The sequence below is a fragment of the Streptomyces sp. WAC 06738 genome (genome assembly GCF_003945505.1).
In the GTDB taxonomy this organism is placed as follows: Bacteria; Actinomycetota; Actinomycetes; order Streptomycetales; family Streptomycetaceae; genus Streptomyces.
The window spans coordinates 6,492,336-6,508,532 of sequence record NZ_CP029618.1 but is presented as its reverse complement, the minus strand read 5'-3'; the positions used below and the strand labels follow the sequence as shown (position 1 = coordinate 6,508,532).

At 77.1% G+C, this 16,197-nt stretch carries 10 protein-coding genes and 1 pseudogene; 2 read left to right on the top strand and 9 right to left on the bottom strand.

Annotated features, from left to right (window positions below; all coding sequences use genetic code 11):
- Positions 1-63: 63 nt before the first annotated feature.
- Positions 64-1,422, bottom strand: a complete 1,359-nt coding sequence (locus DMB38_RS28505; protein WP_125937541.1) for a TRAM domain-containing protein — start codon at positions 1,420-1,422, stop codon at positions 64-66.
- A gap of 193 nt (positions 1,423-1,615) precedes the next feature.
- Between DMB38_RS28505 and DMB38_RS28500 the strand changes: the two genes are divergently transcribed.
- Together DMB38_RS28500 and DMB38_RS28495 are read left to right on the top strand one after the other, a co-directional pair.
- Entirely contained in the window at positions 1,616-2,287 is a 672-nt protein-coding gene (locus DMB38_RS28500; protein ID WP_101421036.1) for a TrkA family potassium uptake protein, read from the top strand.
- 64 nt (positions 2,288-2,351) lie between these two features.
- Positions 2,352-3,020: a TrkA family potassium uptake protein gene (locus DMB38_RS28495; RefSeq protein ID WP_047018519.1), complete on the top strand. Its 669-nt coding sequence runs from the start codon at positions 2,352-2,354 to the stop codon at positions 3,018-3,020.
- Positions 3,021-3,060: 40 nt separating this feature from the next.
- On the opposite strand, the gene DMB38_RS28490 is transcribed toward DMB38_RS28495, so the two are convergent.
- The 8 genes and pseudogenes from DMB38_RS28490 to DMB38_RS28445 form a co-directional block, all read right to left on the bottom strand.
- Entirely contained in the window at positions 3,061-3,888 is an 828-nt protein-coding gene (locus DMB38_RS28490) for a DUF3159 domain-containing protein (RefSeq protein ID WP_125937540.1), read from the bottom strand.
- Entirely contained in the window at positions 3,885-4,289 is a 405-nt protein-coding gene (locus DMB38_RS28485; RefSeq protein ID WP_125937539.1) for an OB-fold nucleic acid binding domain-containing protein, read from the bottom strand. The genes DMB38_RS28490 and DMB38_RS28485 overlap by 4 nt, the downstream gene beginning before the upstream one ends.
- A 32-nt stretch (positions 4,290-4,321) precedes the next feature.
- Complete coding sequence (locus DMB38_RS28480; protein ID WP_125937538.1) at positions 4,322-5,005, bottom strand: response regulator; 684 nt, start codon at positions 5,003-5,005, stop codon at positions 4,322-4,324.
- 98 nt (positions 5,006-5,103) lie between these two features.
- A pseudogene (locus DMB38_RS28475) lies at positions 5,104-7,664 on the bottom strand (sensor histidine kinase KdpD).
- 181 nt (positions 7,665-7,845) lie between these two features.
- The gene (locus DMB38_RS28470) at positions 7,846-8,616 is read right to left on the bottom strand and encodes an ABC transporter ATP-binding protein (RefSeq protein WP_125937537.1); all 771 of its coding nucleotides are present in this window, start codon (positions 8,614-8,616) and stop codon (positions 7,846-7,848) included.
- The gene (locus tag DMB38_RS28465) at positions 8,613-9,611 is read right to left on the bottom strand and encodes an ABC transporter ATP-binding protein (protein WP_125937536.1); all 999 of its coding nucleotides are present in this window, start codon (positions 9,609-9,611) and stop codon (positions 8,613-8,615) included. Before DMB38_RS28465 ends, DMB38_RS28470 begins: the two co-directional genes overlap by 4 nt.
- 106 nt (positions 9,612-9,717) lie before the next feature.
- Positions 9,718-12,660, bottom strand: a complete 2,943-nt coding sequence (locus DMB38_RS36490; protein ID WP_206337757.1) for an FtsX-like permease family protein — start codon at positions 12,658-12,660, stop codon at positions 9,718-9,720.
- Entirely contained in the window at positions 12,657-16,004 is a 3,348-nt protein-coding gene (locus tag DMB38_RS28445; RefSeq protein WP_125937535.1) for an FtsX-like permease family protein, read from the bottom strand. The genes DMB38_RS36490 and DMB38_RS28445 overlap by 4 nt, the downstream gene beginning before the upstream one ends.
- Positions 16,005-16,197 lie beyond the last annotated feature (193 nt).

The following is a 16,197-nucleotide window of genomic DNA, read 5'->3' as shown; positions in this document are numbered from 1 at the left end:
ATCAACGAGCGTCAAATTCAGCGTCGGGACATCGCCCCTACCGCACATCGCGATAATCGCAGGTCAGGCTGCCTTTTCGGACCTTACGAGGATCGCGACGCACTCCATGTGGTGGGTCATCGGGAAGAGGTCGAAGGCTCGGGTCCACTTCGGGGTGTAGCCCGCAGCGGTGAAGTAGGAGAGGTCACGGGCCAAAGCTGCCGGGTCGCAGGCGACGTAGGCGATGCGGCGGGGGTGGAGGGCGGTGATCTGGGTGATCACCTGGCGGCCGGCGCCGGTGCGGGGTGGGTCCAGGACTACGAGGTCCGCCTCCGTGATGCCCGCGCGGGGGAGGACGCGGTCGACCTTGCCCTGTTCGATGCGGACGCGGTCGAGGTCGGCGAGGTTGTGGCGGGCGTCCGCGGCGGCGCGTTTGCCGGACTCGATGCCGAGGACCGCGCCCTTGGGGCCGACGCGTTCCGCGAGGGCGCCCGCGAAGAGGCCGACGCCGCAGTAGAGGTCGAGGGCCATGTCGCCCTTCTTCGGCATCAGGCCCGTCATCACCGTCTCGACGAGCAGGTCCGCGCCCCGCGGGTGCACCTGCCAGAAGCCGCCCGCGCCGACGCGCCAGGTACGGCCCGCGGCGCGTTCGCGGACGAAGTCGCGGCCGTGGACGCGGTGGATGGCCGCGGGGGCGCCCGGGGTGCGGGGCTCTTCCGCGCGGAGTACGGAGACGGGGCGGTCCAGTTCGACCAGGGGGAGCCGGCCGCCCGGGCGGGGGGTGAGGACGACCTGGCGGTCGCCGGAGCCGGTGGCGGCGATGGCCTCCACCGTGGCCAGTTGCGGCCACTCCCGGCTCTCCACGCCCAGCTCCTCCACCTCGGGGGCGGCGATCAGGCAGCGGTCCACGGGCTGCACCTCGTGCGAGCGGTGCTTGCGCAGGCCCGCGTGGTCGTCGGGGTCGATCGCGTACTGCACCCGGGTGCGCCACGCCGGCACCTCGCCCTTCGGCACCTTGTCGCCCGGCACCGGCTCCACCGTGCCGTCCCACCCCGCGTCCTCGGCGGTGAGCCCCGCGAGCCGGGTCAGTTGCTCGGCGAGTACGTCGGCCTTCAGCCGGCGCTGGGCGCCCGGGGCGACGTGCTGGAAGTCGCAGCCGCCGCACTTGCCGGGGCCCGCGTAGGGGCACGGCGCCTCGATGCGGTCCTTCGCCGGCTCCAGCACCCGTACCGCGTCCGCGCGCAGGAAGCGTGCGCCGGCGCGTCCCTCGGTGACCCGCGCGACGACCCGTTCGCCGGGCAGCGTATGGCGTACGAAGAGCACCTGGCCCTCCGGCGTACGGGCCACGCAGTGCCCGCCGTGCGCCACCGGGCCGACCTCGACCTCGTACTCCTCCCCCACCGGTGGCGGGGAGGTGGCGTGGGCCTGCTGTTCTTCGGGCACGGGGCGGACTCCTGGGGCTGGTTCTGCGGCTGCGGGCGGACCGGGCGCGCGCCAGTCTAGGCGGCCCGCCCGACCCGTACCGTACGGGCGGTCCCCACCGCCCCACCCGTCTACCGGCGCCACCCGGGGTGCTCCCCGGCCCAGAGGGTGTGTAGCTTGAGCAGAAAAGCCGGACAGGGCGAAGGGACGCCGTGTGCACATCGTGATCATGGGGTGCGGCCGGGTGGGCTCCACCCTGGCGCGCACGCTGGAGCAGCAGGGGCACACGGTGTCGGTGATCGACCGCGACCCCACCGCCTTCCGCCGCCTCGGCCCTGGCTTCGGCGGGCGCCGCATCACCGGCATCGGCTTCGACCAGGACACGCTGAAGGACGCCGGCATCGAAGAGGCCGGGGCCTTCGCCGCGGTCAGCTCCGGCGACAACTCGAACATCATCGCCGCCCGCGTCGCCCGCGAGATGTTCGGCGTCGAGAACGTCGCCGCCCGGATCTACGACCCCCGCCGCGCCGAGGTCTACCAGCGGCTCGGCATCCCCACCGTCGCCACCGTCCGCTGGACGGCCGACCAGATGCTGCGCCGGCTGCTGCCCTCCGGCGCGGAGCCGCTGTGGCGGGACCCGAGCGGCCGGGTGGAGCTGGCGGAGGTGCACACCTCGGCCTCGTGGATCGGGCGCCGGGTGGCGGAGCTGCAGGAGGAGACGGGCGTACGGGTCGCCTTCCTCACCCGGCAGGGCGAGGCCGTGCTGCCCACCGCGAAGACGGTGCTCCAGGACGGCGACCTGGTGCATGTGATCATGCGTACCGACGAGGTGGAGCAGGTCGAGGCGGCCTGCGCGAAGGGCCCGGAGACGGAGGACCGACGGTGAGCGACGCACTCGCGGCCGCCAGGACGCACGCCGAGGCGCGCGGGGACGTGAACGGAGCAGTGCTGTGAGAGTCGCGATCGCAGGTGCCGGTGCGGTGGGCCGCTCTATCGCGGGCGAGCTGCTGGACAACGGGCACGAGGTCCTGCTCATCGACAAGACCCCCACCGCCATTGCCGTCGAGCGGGTGCCGCGGGCGGAGTGGCTGCTCGCCGACGCCTGCGAGATCGCCTCGCTGGACGAGGCGGCGCTGCAGCGCTGCCACGTGGTCATCGCCGCCACCGGCGACGACAAGGTCAACCTCGTCGTCTCGCTGCTCGCCAAGACCGAGTACGGCGTGCCGCGCGTGGTCGCCCGGGTCAACAATCCGCGCAACGAGTGGCTCTTCACCGAGGCGTGGGGCGTGGACGTCGCCGTCTCCACGCCGCGGCTGATGTCCGCCCTGGTGGAGGAGGCCGTCAGCGTCGGCGACCTGGTCCGGCTGCTGCGCTTCAGCCACGGCGACGCGAACCTCGTCGAGCTGACCCTGCCGGAGGAGTCGGCCCTCACGGGCACCTCCGTCGGCGACGTCGACTGGCCCGCGGACACCACGCTGGTGACGATCATCCGCGGCAGCACGGTCCTCACCCCGAAGCCCGACGACACCCTGGAGGCGGGCGACGAGCTGCTCTTCGTGGCCGCGCAGGCGCGCGAGGAGCAATTGGAGGAGTTGCTTTCGGTACGCCGCGAGGACTGACCCGGCGGCGCTGACCCGGCGAGGCCGACCCGGCGGCGCGCTAGTCGCGCTCGGCCGCCGGCCGGCCCGCCTTCTCCCGTTCCGCCTCTGCCTTCTCCTCCGCCTCCGCCTCCGCGATCACGTCGATCGGCGGCGGCGCCTGCTTGAGGAAGATGTACGTGAGCGTGACCGCGAGGAGCAGCGGCGGGATCTTCAGCGCCACGATCACCCAGCCGAACTCCTTGGGGTCGGCCCAGAAGTACAGCGGGAAGAGGATCGCGGACTTGGCGAGGAAGATCAGGCCCCAGGCCCAGCTCGCCTTGGCGTACGCCTTCTTGCGGCCGGGGTTGCGGGTGCGCCACGACAGGTTCTCGCGGAAGAGCGGGCCGAGGATCACCCCGATCAGCGGCAGGCCCGCCAGGGTGCTGAGGATGTACGCGAGCGCCAGCCCCAGGCCGTAGAGCAGTCCCGGCAGGTAGAAGTCCTTGGCGTTGCCGGTCATGTTCGCGAAGGCGACGCCGATGGCCACGCCGAAGACGCCGCTGAAGGCGTGCTTGAAGGTGCCGCCGGTGATCAGCCGGGTGAGGCCGAGCAGCAGCGAGACGCCGAGCGCGGCGATCGCGGAGGGCTTGATGTCCGAGCCGATGGTGTAGACGAGCACGAAGACGAGCCCGGGGACCGTGGTCTCCACCATGCCGCGGATGCCGCCGAACGCCTCGGCCATGGCGGCCTGGGTGACGGCCTGCGAATCGCCCTCCGGTACGCCGGAGGCGGTGCGGCCGGCGCCGTCCCCGGACGGGGGCGCCGGTGCGGGTGCGGTCCCGGGCGGGCCGCCGGTCGCGCCGGTGCCTCCGGCGCGCTCGTCGGCCGGCTTCTGGAATGACGTCACCGCTGCTCCTGTCCGAGGGGTCGCAGTTCGTACTTGGGGTTGAAGAGCACCCGCCGCCCGCGGCTCATGGCGATCCGGCCGGAGGCAGTCAGGCTGCGGCCCGGCTCGATGCCGGTGATGGCGCGGCGGCCGAGCCAGACCAGGTCGAGCGAGTCCGTGCCGTCGAAGAGCTCCGCCTGCAGCGCGGGGACGCCTGCGCGCGGCTGGAGCGTGACGGTGCGGAGACTGCCGGTGACGGTGACGACGGCGCGGTCGTGGCACTGCCGGATCGGCGTGACGTCGGCGGTCTCCTCGTCGGGCGGCAGGCTGTCCTCCGCCGGCGGCTCCGCGGCGCCGGTGAGACGGCCCAGCAGCCGGCGGAACGGGCCGGCGGGTCGGTCGGCGCTGCGGGCGGGGTCCATGCCCGCAGGGTACCCGCACGGGGCGGTCCGTTTCACTGCTCGAAGCGGTAGCCCATGCCCGGCTCGGTGACGAAGTGGCGCGGGTGGGCCGGGTCGGCCTCCAGCTTGCGGCGGAGCTGGGCCATGTAGACCCGCAGGTAGTTGGTCTCCGTGCCGTACGAGGGCCCCCAGACCTCCTTGAGGAGCTGCTTCTGGCTGACCAGCCGGCCGGCGTTGCGTACCAGCACTTCGAGCAGGTGCCACTCGGTGGGGGTGAGGCGGACGTCGGCGCCGTCGCGGTGGACCTTCTTGGCCGCGAGGTCGACGGTGAAGGCGTCCGTGGTGACGACGGCCTGGTCCCCTGCGGGCGCGGAGGGCTCGGCGCGGCGGACGGCGGCGCGCAGCCGGGCCAGCAGCTCGTCCATGCCGAAGGGCTTGGTCACGTAGTCGTCCGCGCCCGCGTCGAGGGCCTCGACCTTCTCGTCCGAGCTGTGCCGGGCGGAGAGCACCAGGATCGGCACCCGGGTCCAGCCGCGGATGCCGCGGATGACGTCGACGCCGTCCATGTCGGGCAGGCCGAGGTCCAGGACGATCACGTCGGGGTGGCGGTCGGCGGCGAGCTTGAGGGCGGTGGCGCCGTCCTGGGCGGCGTCGACCTCGTACTTGCGCGCCTTGAGGTTGATGACGAGCGCGCGCACGATCTGCGGCTCGTCGTCGACCACGAGCACCCGGTGCATGGCGGCTGCCTTTCGTCCATTCGGAGGGTACGGATACGGAGACGGGCCGTGCGCCGGCGCCGCCGGGACACCGGCGGCCGGGTAGGGGACGGCGGCCGTCACGTCGTCGCCTGGGCCGGCAGCTCGGCGGGCGCGGGGGTGCCGCGGCCCGGGGCCGCCCGCAGCGTGAGCACCATCGTCAGCCCGCCGCCGGGGGTGTCCTCGGCGACGAGGGTGCCGCCCAGCGCCTCGGCGAAGCCGCGGGCGACCGCGAGGCCGAGGCCCACGCCGGCGCCGCGGGGGGCGTCCCCGTAGCGCTGGAAGGGCTCGAAGATCCGGTCCTTGCCGCTGTCGGGGACCCCGGGGCCGCGGTCGACGACGCGCAGCTCGACCCGGTCGCCGAGGGCGCTCGCCTGCACCAGGACGGGGGTGCCCGGCGGGCTGTACTTGACCGCGTTCTCGACCACGTTCGCCACCGAGCGCTCCAGCAGCCCTGCGTCGACGGTGACCATCGGCAGGGTCTCGGGGATGCCCAGCGTGACGCTGCCCTCGGGCACGCCGGCGAGCGCCTTGGGCACCACCTCGTCGAGGTCGACCTCGCGCAGCAGCGGGGTGACGGTGCCGGTCTGCAGGCGGGACATGTCGAGCAGGTTGCCGACGAGGGCGTCGAGCCGGTCGGCGCCCTCCTCGATGGCGGCGAGCAGTTCCGCCTCGTCCTCCTCGGACCAGGCGACGTCGTCGGAGCGGAGCGAGGTGACGGCGGCCTTGATGGCGGCGAGCGGCGTGCGCAGGTCGTGGCTGACGGCGGCGAGCAGCGCGGTGCGGATGCGGTTGCCCTCGGCCAGCTTGCGGGCCTCCACGGCCTCGGCGGCCAGCCGCTGCCGCTCCAGGACGACGGCGGCCTGGGCGGCGAACGCGCCGAGTACCCGGCGGTCGGCGGCGGGCAGCTTGCGGCCGGTGAGCGCCAGTGCCATGTCGTCGCCCACGGGCATGTCGGCGTCGGCGTCGTCCGGGCCCGCGGGGGCGCCGGCGCTGGCGCCGACGCGGCCGACGCAGGTCCAGCCGTCCTCGCCGCGCTGCCGCTCGAAGAGCGACACGGACTCCATGCCGAACGTCTCGCGCACCCGGTCCAGGAGCGATTCGAGCGAGCCCTCGCCGCGCAGCACGCTGCCCGCGAGGAGCGACATCACCTCCGACTCGGCGCGCAGCCGGGCGGCCTGGGAGGTGCGGCGGGCGGCGAGGTCGACGACGGACGCGACCGCGACGGCGACCGCGAAGAAGACCACGAGGGCGACGATGTTGCGCGCGTCGGCGATGGTGAAGGTCTCCACGGGCGGGGTGAAGTAGTAGTTCAGCAGCAGCGAGCCGGCTCCGGCGGAGGCCAGCGCCGGGAGCGTGCCGCCGAGGAGTGCCGCGAGCACGGTGGCGAAGAGGAAGAGCAGCACCTCGTTGGCGAGCCCCAGGGTCCGGTCGAGCCTGAGCATCACCGCGGTGAGCAGCACGGGCCCGACCAGGCCGACGAGCCAGCCGGCGATGATACGGCCGCGGCCGAGGCGGGCGCCGCGGGCCAGTGGCAGCCCGCGGCCCTTGGCGACCTCGCCGTGGGTGACGATGTGCACGTCGAGGTCGGGCCCGGACTCGCGGGCGACGGTCGCGCCCACGCCGGGGCCGAAGGCGTACTGCCACGCCTTGCGGCGGCTGGAGCCCAGCACGATCTGGGTGGCGTTGACGCCGCGCGCGAACTCCAGCAGGGCGTCCGGCACGTCGTCGCCGATGACGTGGTGGAACGTACCGCCCAGGTCCTCGACGAGGGTGCGCTGGACGGCCAGCTCCTCGGGCGGGGCGGTGTTCAGGGGGTGAGGCCGTCGCTGCGGGAGATGTAGACGGCCATGATCTCGCCGCCCGCGCCCTTGGTCGCCAGCCGGGCGCCGCGGCGGATGAGCGTACGGCCCTCGGGGCCGCCGGTGATGCCGACGACGATGCGCTCGCGGGCCTGCCAGGTGTCGCGGATGTCGTGCTCGCTGCGGTACTCGCGCAGGTAGTCGTCGACGCGGTCGGCGACCCAGAGCAGCGCCAGCTCGCGCAGGGCGGTGAGGTTGCCGGGGCGGAAGTAGTTGGAGAGCGCGGCGTCGATCTTGCCGGGGTCGTAGATGTTGCCGTGGGCCATGCGGCGGCGGAGCGCCTCGGGCGACATGTCGACAAGCTCGATCTGGCCGGCCTTGCGGACCACGGCGTCCGGCACGGTCTCCCGCTGCCGTACGCCCGTGATGTTCTCCACGACGTCCCCCAGCGACTCCAGGTGCTGGATGTTGACGGTCGATATGACGTCGATGCCGGCGCTCAGCAGCTCCTTGATGTCCTGCCAGCGCTTCTCGTTCCGGGAGCCGGGGACGTTGGTGTGCGCCATCTCGTCGACGAGCGCCACGGTGGGGCGGCGGGCGAGGACGGCGTCCACGTCCATCTCGGTGAACCGCGTGCCGCGGTAGTCCAGCTCGCGGCGCGGTATCTGCTCCAGGCCGTGGAGCAGCACCTCGGTGCGCGGCCGGTCGTGGTGCTCGACGAAGCCCACGACCACGTCGGTGCCGCGCTCCAGCCGGCGGTGCGCCTCGGAGAGCATCGCGTAGGTCTTGCCGACGCCCGGCGCCGCGCCCAGGTAGATCCGCAGCTTGCCCCGTGTCATGACTCGATTGTCCGTCCGCTTTCGTGCGTGTCGCACCGTCGAGCGTACGACCGCGCGGGCGGTCCGGCGCGCGCGCCGAGGGCCGGGGACCGGACCTTGACGCATCCCTGACGGGAGCCGGAGGTCCTGCGGGGCCGTGGGGCGTACGGATGGCGGGCGGCGGGTGCCGCGGCCGTACGGGTCAGAGGGCCGGCGGCTCCACGGCCGTGCCCGCCTCCGAGTGGTCCGTGATCGTGCCGTCGCGCAGCTCCAGGACCCGGTCCGCCAGGTCCAGCAGCGCCGCGTCGTGGGTGGCCACCAGCGCCGTGACGCCCTCGCTGCGCACCACCGCCCGCAGCAGCTCCATCACCGCGTGCCCCGTCTCCGCGTCGAGCTGCCCCGTCGGCTCGTCCGCGATGATCAGCGCGGGCCGGTTCGCCAGCGCCCGGGCGATCGCCACCCGCTGCTGCTGCCCGCCGGAGAGCTCCCCCGGCCGCTGCGCGGCGTGGTCCGCGAGCCCGACGAGCGCGAGCAGCAGCTCCACCCGTTCCTCGCGCTCCCGCGGCGGCACCTTGCGCAGCCGCATCGGCACCCCGACGTTCTCGGCCGCGGACAGGATCGGGATCAGCCCGAACGACTGGAAGACGAGCCCGATCCGGTCTCGCCGCAGCTCCAGCAGCTCCGCCTCGCCGAGCCCGGACAGCGCCACGCCGTCCAGCTCGATCCGGCCGGAGTCGGCGACGTCGAGCCCGGCGACGAGGTTCAGCAGCGTCGTCTTGCCGGAGCCCGACCGGCCCTTCAGCGCCACCAGCTCGCCGCGCGGCACCCGCAGCGACACCCCGCGCAGGGCGTGTACGGCGGTGGCGCCGCTGCCGTACGTGCGGTGCAGGTCCTCGACGACGACCATGGCCCCGGCGCCGGCCGCCGCCCGTTCCCGTACCGCCGTGCCTTCTCTGCCGGTGTCCTCGCTCACGCGTCCTCCCCCTCGTCGCGCCGCCCGCCGGGCGGCTCGCCCTGTCCTTCCGGCGCGGCCGGCTCCCCGCCGGCCCGCCACACCCCGACGTGGTCCCGCTCCGCGGTCAGCCGGACCCGTCGTCGCAGACCGTACCGCTCGACGTACTCGCGCGGGAGCTGGAGCCTGCCGACGCGGTCGAGCACGGCGTACTCCGCGGCCGTCAGCTCCTCGTCCCGCAGCGTCTCGGCGGCGGTGCGGCCGTCGCGGATCTGCACCGTGCGGCGGACCTGGCGGGAGACCAGCGGGTCGTGCGTGACGACGAGGACGGTGGTGGCCAGCTCCTCGTTGGCGCGGCGCAGCGCGGCGAAGACCTGCTCGCCGCTCGCGGTGTCCAGCTCCCCGGTCGGCTCGTCGGCCAGCAGCACCCGCGGCCGGTTGGCGGCGGCGACGGCCACGGCGACGCGCTGCTGCTCGCCGCCGGACAGCTCGCCGGGGCGGCGGTGCGCGCAGTCCGCGACGCCGAGGGCGTCGAGCAGGGCGGCGGCCTGGGCGGGGCGCTCGCGGCGGGGGACGCGGGCGTACGCCATGGGCAGCGCGACGTTCTCCTGGGCGGTCAGGTACGGCAGCAGGTTGCGGGCGGTCTGCTGCCAGACGAAGCCGACGGTGCGGCGCCGGTACGCCAGCCGCTCGCGGCGGCCCATGGCGAGCAGGTCGTGCCCGGCGACGCGGGCGCGGCCCGCGGTGGGCACGTCGAGGCCGGAGAGGATGCCGAGGAGGGTGGACTTGCCGGATCCCGAGGCACCGACGAGGGCGGTCATCTCGCCTTCCGCGACGGCGAGATCGAGGCCCTGGAGGGCCTGCACCTCGACGCCTTCGGTGTGGAAGATGCGGACGAGGTTGTCGCAGTCGACGAGGGGCCCGCCGCCCTCGGCGGCGGGCGCGGCGCGGGCGGCGGCCTCCAGGTCGGCGAGGCCGGGGGGCGGGTCCTGGGCCGGGGTGCGAGGTGCGGTCACGCGGACCTCCTGGGACGGGTCCGGGGCGGTCGGGGAGGTGCGGTGGGGCGTGGGGCCGGGCGGGCCGGAGGTGCTGCCCGCGGTCCGGGCCGGGCGGCGATCGCGGTCATCGGTCCTCCCCCAGGCGCAGGGCCGCCAGGCGGCGGGTGCGGCGGGTGGTCACCGCGTCGGCGGCCGCCGCCGCGGCGACGAGGGCGAGCAGGCCGACGGTGAGGGCGGCGGTGAGGAGGTGGTCGGGGTGGCGGGCGGGGGCGGTGGGGCCGCCGGTGAGGGCCTGGAGGTCCAGGGCCGGGCCCAGGGCCGCGGGCAGCGCGAGGCCCAGGGCGAGGCCGCCGGCCGCGGCGGCGAGGGCGAACGGGGCGAGTTGCAGGACGCCCAGGGCGGTGGCGCCGCGCCGGCCGAGGCCGAGGAGGCGCAGGCAGGCGGTGGTGCGGGCACGCTCGGGGGCGGAGAGCAGCAGTTCCACGAGGAGCGTGAGCAGCGCCAGCGCGGCGGCCAGCGCCGCGCACAGGGCGTGCGCGCCGCGGATCGCGCCGAGCACGCCGTCGTCGCGGTCCGCCGCCCGCTCCTCCGCGGCGATGAGCAGTTCTCCGTACGGGCTGCCGTAGCCGGTGCCGGGCGCGGCGGCGCGCAGGGCGGCGGGGGTGGCGGTCCCGTAGTACAGGACCGCGGCCGTGCCGCGGGGGGTGTCCGCGGCGCGCTCCCGGTCCGCGGCGGCCAGCGCCGCGGTGTCGGCGAGCAGCAACGGCCGGTCCGCGCCCGGCGCTTCGCCGCGCGGCCCGTACAGCGGGCCGAAGGCCGCGTCCCGCACCGCGTCCTCGCCGAGCCGCCCCGCGACCCGCACCCGCACCCCCGGCCACTCCGTCTCGTACGTCTCTCCGGTACGGGCCTCCCCCCGCTCCCCGCCGGCCAGCACCGGGAGTACCAGACGCCCCGCGCCGTCCCGCCGCGGCGCCCCCAGACCCGCGACCGCCGCCGCGGCGGCAGAACCGGGATCGGCCCGGCGCAGCGCCGCCCCGTCGACGGCGAGCACGTCGGCGCCGCGCTGCCCGAGGCCGGTGGCGGCGCTGGTCAGATCGGTGCGGACGAGCCGTACCCGCACCGCCTCCGCCACGCCCGGCGTACGGCGCAGCGCCTCGTCGGCGGCGGGTCCCGCGGCGTCGGTGAGCACCGCGGCTGCGCCGCCGGTCCGCCATTCGAGCGCGTCGCGGCGGCCCTCCTCGACGGTGCCGGTGACCAGGCCGCCGAAGACGGCGGCGCCCAGGGTGGCGACGAGGACGAGCAGCGCGAGCACGGCGGCGGGCGCGTCGCGGGCGGCGCGGGAGAGCGCCAGCAGGCCGAGCGGGCCGCGGCGGCGGGCCGCGAGCCGGGCCAGCAGGCGCAGCGGCGGCGGGTAGGCCCGTATCAGCAGCACCACGACCGCCAGGCCGCAGAGCAGCGGGACCGCCGCGACCAGCGGGTCCGACGCGCCGCTGCCCGCGGTGCCGCGTACCCGCAGCGCCCACACCCCGGCGCCGGCGAGCAGCAGCACGGCGGCCTCCGCGGTCAGCCGCCGCCCCGCACTCCCCCGGCGGCGGCGCGGGCCCGGCCGCCGGTCCCGTACCGCCGCCCAGGTCAGCGCGGGCAGCGCCAGCCAGGCCGCGACCGCGACCGCGGCCGCCGGCCACACCGGCGGCGCCGCGCCGCCGGGCAGCGCCAGTCTCGCCCCCGCGTACCCCGCCGCCAGCGCCGCGCCCGCCACGGGCGCGTACTGCGCGGCGCGGGAGAACGCGAGGCCCGCCGCGGAGGCGCCGCGGGCGCGCCGCAGTCGGTGCTCGCCCAGCCGCCGCCGCACCGCGAGCCGGGACGTGACGAGGGCGGCGGCGAGGCCGACGCCGACGACGGAGGCGAGGGCGAAGGAGACGACGGTGGCGGCCTGGTCCCACTCGGCGTCGAAGTCGCGGACGAGCGGCTGGACTTCGTCGGTGCGGGTCGGGCGCTCGGCGGGGTGGGAGCCGTAGACGCACAGGGGGCTGCCGGTGGTGGCGCAGAAGTTGTCGGCGGAGGCGCGGTCGTACGCGGCGAGGGCGCGGATCAGCGCGGCCCGGCCGTCGTCGCCGGCGAAGCGGGCCGCGGCCTCGTCGCGCTCCTCGTCCGCCTCGGCCACCTCCAGCCGGAGCCGCCATTCGACGGTGAGCTGCGGCAGCCCGCGGTCGAGGAGGACGTCGAGCGCGCCCGGGGCGATGAGCGCCCGGGCCTCGACGGGCCCGCGGTCGGCCGGGAGCGGCTCGGCGAGGAGCGGGTTGCCGCGCCAGAGGCGGGCGGCGGGGTCGGGGCGGAGGAAGCCGGTGACGACGACGGGGGTGTCGAGCCGGGCGACACGCGGGGTCAGGGTCAGCTCCTGGCCGAGGCGCAGGCCCAGCGCGTCGCGGGTGCGGGTGGAGACGGCGATCTCGACGGGCCCGCCGGGGCCGGTGTCGCGCGGCGGGCGGCCGGCGGCGTAGCCGGCGGGCCCGGGGGCCTCGGTGGTGTGGAGCAGGGAGAGGGCGGCGGTGCCGCGGGGGGCGTCGAGGGTGGCGGCGGGGACGAGGGCCTGGTGCGCGGGCTCGCCGAAGAGGCCGTCGAGGGCGTCGGGGGAGCCGGTGGTCACGTCGACCCCGGCCTGCTCCAGGTCGTCGGCGAGACGGGTCCCGCCCTCCCCCGCCGGCCCGGTGACCGGCTGAGCGAACGTCACGGTGCGGGTGAGCAGGGGGCGTTCGTCCTGCGCGGCGGCGATCCGGTCGACGAGCGCGCGGCCTGCGGCCCGGTCGAGGAGCGGGGGCGCGGCGGTGGCGACGGCGGCGAGGACCGCGACGAGCACGCCGAGGCAGGCGAAGGCGGGCAGGTCGGCGCGGGCCTCACGCCAGGCGCGGGGCCCGCGGGCGGGGCGGGGCGTCCGGCCGGCGGCGGCGTCCTGCCGGTCCGCGCGGGCCGCGCCCGGCCGCCCGTCCGTGGCGGCCGCGTCCGCCGCCTTTCCCGTACGGACCGGGCCGGCCGCCCGCTCCGTACGCCACCGCCGCCACCCCCTCATTCGTCCCCCGCCCTCAGCACCCGCGCCAGGTCCGTGCGCGCCAGCGCCCGCGCCGTCGCCGTGACCGCGAGACAGATCAGCGCCGTGACCACGGCCGCGACCACCGCCACCCGCAGCCACGGCACCGCCACCGCCAGCTCCGGGTGCACCGGCGTCCCGGTCTCCGTGACCGTCACCGCCGGCATCACCGCCGCCGCGAGCGCCACCCCCGTCGCCGTGCCCACCGCGGCGGCGAACGCCGCGACGCAGAGCTGCTCCGTCCAGAGCAGCGCCGTCAACTGCCGCGTCCGTACGCCCAGCGCCCGCAGCAGCGCGAACTCCCGCGCCCGCGCCCGTACCGCCAGCACGCTGTGGAGCGCGAAGCCGACGACGGCGAACGCCGGTGCCAGCACCAGGCAGAGCCGCAGCGCCCCGTCGGTGCCCTCGCGCAGCGGCGACGCCGCCAGCTCCGCCCGCTCCCCCGGCACGTCCCGCGCCGTCCCCAGCTCCGGGCGCCGCTCGACGGCCGCGCGGGCGGCACCGGCGTCGCCGCCGCGGGCGGCCAGCCACCAGTGCGACTCCACCGGCGGGTCGAGTCCGGCCCGTACGAGATACGCCGCCAGCACCCGGCTGTCGACCAGCAGCCGCCCCCGCCTCGGGTCGGTGCCGGGGACCGCGTCGACGCTGCCGACGACCCGCGCCCGCAGCTCCGTGCCGCCCGGCAGCCCGGCGCGCAGGGTCTCGCCGACCTCCGCCTGGCCCGAGGCGAGCAGCGGGCCGGTGGCGAGCACGGGCACGGGCCGCGGCTTGCCCTGGCCGGTGAGGCCGAGTTGGACCTGCCAGCTCAGCAGTTCGCCGGGCAGCGTGGTGTCCGGGCCGCGCAGCACGCCGTCGAAGAGCGTGCCGGGAGCGGTGCGCAGCTCGCAGAGGACGAACCCGGTGGCGCGGCGCGGCGGCATGCCGCGCGTCGGCGCCGGCTTGCGTCCCGGGCAGCCGGCGAGCCCGCGGTCGGGCCGCTCGCCGCCGATGAGGTCCCGCCATCCGGCGCCGCGCGGGGCGCCCGCGAAGTCGTCGATCGTCAGCCGGTACGTGCGCTGCGCGGCCTCCTCCTCCGTCCGCAACTGGAGCCCGGTGAGCCGCAGCGGGTACTGGTACCCGCCGAGCGGGAGGCTCATCCGGTGCGCCCGGCCGTCGGCGGGCGGCAGGGTGCCGGAGACGGTGTGCGCGAGGCCGTCGGCGTCCTCCAGGGTGGCGGTGAGCGTGAACGGCTCGGCGGTGCCGGGGCCGTCCGCGTCGAGGCGTACGCGCATGGCCAGGGCGCCGGGGCGGCCGGGCAGCGGCAGGCCGTGGGACCGCGCGGGTTCCGTGCCGCCGAGCGCGGCGAGCACGTCGTACGGCAGGCCCGCCCCGTCCCGTACGGCGGGGACGGGGCCCGCGGCGGCGCCGGTACGGAGCGTCGGCAGCACCTCCGCGGAGTCCAGCGCGGTGAGCCCCGCGAACGAGGTGCCGACGGTGACGTCCCAGTCCACCACCGGCGTGGCGGCGGCGACGCCGGGCAGCCGGCCGTACCGCTCGTGGCGCTCCGCGCGCGGCACGAACCCCGCGCCCTCCTGCCCGGCCTCGACGCTCAGGCCGGCGCCGACCGCGAACGCGGCCTGGTCGCGGTCGCCGCGGTCGAGCACCGCGAGGGCGGTGGCGCCGAGCGCGGCGATGGCCAGCGCGAGCGCGACGAGCAGCGCGGGCCCGGCGTGCCCGGCCGCCCGGCGGCCCAGGTGCCAGCCGCCCAGCGGCAGGACGAGGCCCGCGGAGCGGCGCGCGAGCCGGTCGGCGGCGCGGGCGGCGAGCGGCAGCAGGCGGAGCGCGAGGAGCACGGTCGCGGCGGTGAGGGCGACGGGCGCGAGCACGACGACGGGGTCGACGGCGCCGGAGTCGGCGACCGGGGTGCGGTACGTGACGAGTTGCACCCAGCCGACGGCGGCTATCCCGGCCAGCGCCAGGTCCGCACCCGCCCGCTGGTACGCCGCGAGCCGGGGCACCCGGCGCCGCAGCCGGGCCACCGCGCGCCGGTCCCGGGCGGCCCGGGCGACGGGCGTGAGCGCCGCGGCGGCGTGCACGGCCAGCGCCAGCGCGGCGACCGTCCACCCCGCGCCGGTCGCGGCGCTCCCCGGCACCGGCCCGTCGCAGAGCCCCGCCGCGGCGAGACCCCGGAGCAGCGGGCCCGCCAGATACGGCCCGGCCAGCGCGGCGGGCAGTGCCACCGCCGCCCACTGCGCGGCGGCCCCGCCGACGAGCCGCAGCGGCCCGGCGCCGCGGCTGCCGAGCAGCACCTGCTCGGCGGCGCGATGGCGGGCGAGCTGCCGGGCGGTCAGCACGAGCGCGGCGAGGGCCAGCGAGGCGAGCAGGGCCACCGGCAGGTACGTACCGGCCCGCGCGACGGCGACGGGGACGTCCAACTGCCGCAGCGCGTACGGCAGGTCGGTGGCGGCCTCGGCGTCGGCGAGCCCCCCGCCGCCCCGGCCGAAGACGACCCGCTCGGCGTCCCCCGCGGCCAGCGCGACGACGCGCTCCCGCAGCGGGCCGACCTGCCCGAGCCGCAGCCGCCGCGCGTCGGGCACGGCGAGCCACACGGCCCTGGCGTCCCGCCGGAGTAACGGCTGCGCGGCGAAGACGCGCCGGTCGACGAGGCCGACGCTGTCGGGGGTGCCGAAGGTCCCGGTGAGGTCCTGCCAGAGAGGGGCTCGGGGGTCGCGCGGAACGTAGAGCCCGGAGACCCGCATGGCCAGCGGCCGCACCGCGTCCTCGCCGCCCGGGCCCGAGCCCTCGCCGCCCTCCTCCGCCGCGGCGTCCTCGTCGCCGCCGAGGGCGAAGTCGTCGCCCGTCGCCAGGCCCAGCCGCGCCGCGTACCCCTCGTCGAGGACGACCTCCACCCGGCCCCCGGCCGCCGCCGGGCCCCCGGCCCGCGGCCACTCCCCCTCGGTCAGCCGCGCCTGCCGTCCCGCGTCCTCCGCCCAGAGCAGCGAGAGACCCACCGCGCCCCGCCCGCCGACGCCGCTCCCGGCCACGGCCAACTGCTGCTCCCGCGCGGCCGGGGCCCGCACCAGCCGCGTCGTCCGGTGGGCCACCTCGCCGTACGTGCGCGCCAGCGCGCCCCGCACGGGCCCGTCCGCGCGCGCCACGGCGTCCGGGTCGTACGCCCCGCTGATCCGCACCGCCGCGTCCGGATCCGCCGCGAGCCGCTCCCTCGCCCCGGTCTCCGCAGCCTGCTCGGCGACCGCGACGAGCGCGGCGAGGACGGTGACGGCCAGGAGGAGGGCGAGCGCGGCGGCGGCCAGCACCAGGCCGTGGTGCGCGCTCTGCCGCAGCACCGGCGGTAGCCGGCCCCCCGGCCGCGCGACGCTCGCCGTCAACGGTCCCCCCATGTCCCGAGATGCCCGGAGAATAAGCGAGCCGCAACGCCCCCGGCAGCCCCGGAACCCGTCGTCACCGCTTCGTTACCCGGGGGCGCCGGCCTCCGGGCCCACGGGGCCCGCCCCCCACACCACGGCGGCGGGCCGGGTC

Coding starts and splice junctions, on each gene's coding strand:
- DMB38_RS28485 (WP_125937539.1), bottom strand. CDS start 4,289: ATGGACCCCGCCCGCAGCGCCGACCGACCCGCCGGCCCGTTCCGCCGG.
- DMB38_RS28480 (WP_125937538.1), bottom strand. CDS start 5,005: ATGCACCGGGTGCTCGTGGTCGACGACGAGCCGCAGATCGTGCGCGCG.
- DMB38_RS36490 (WP_206337757.1), bottom strand. CDS start 12,660: ATGAGGGGGTGGCGGCGGTGGCGTACGGAGCGGGCGGCCGGCCCGGTC.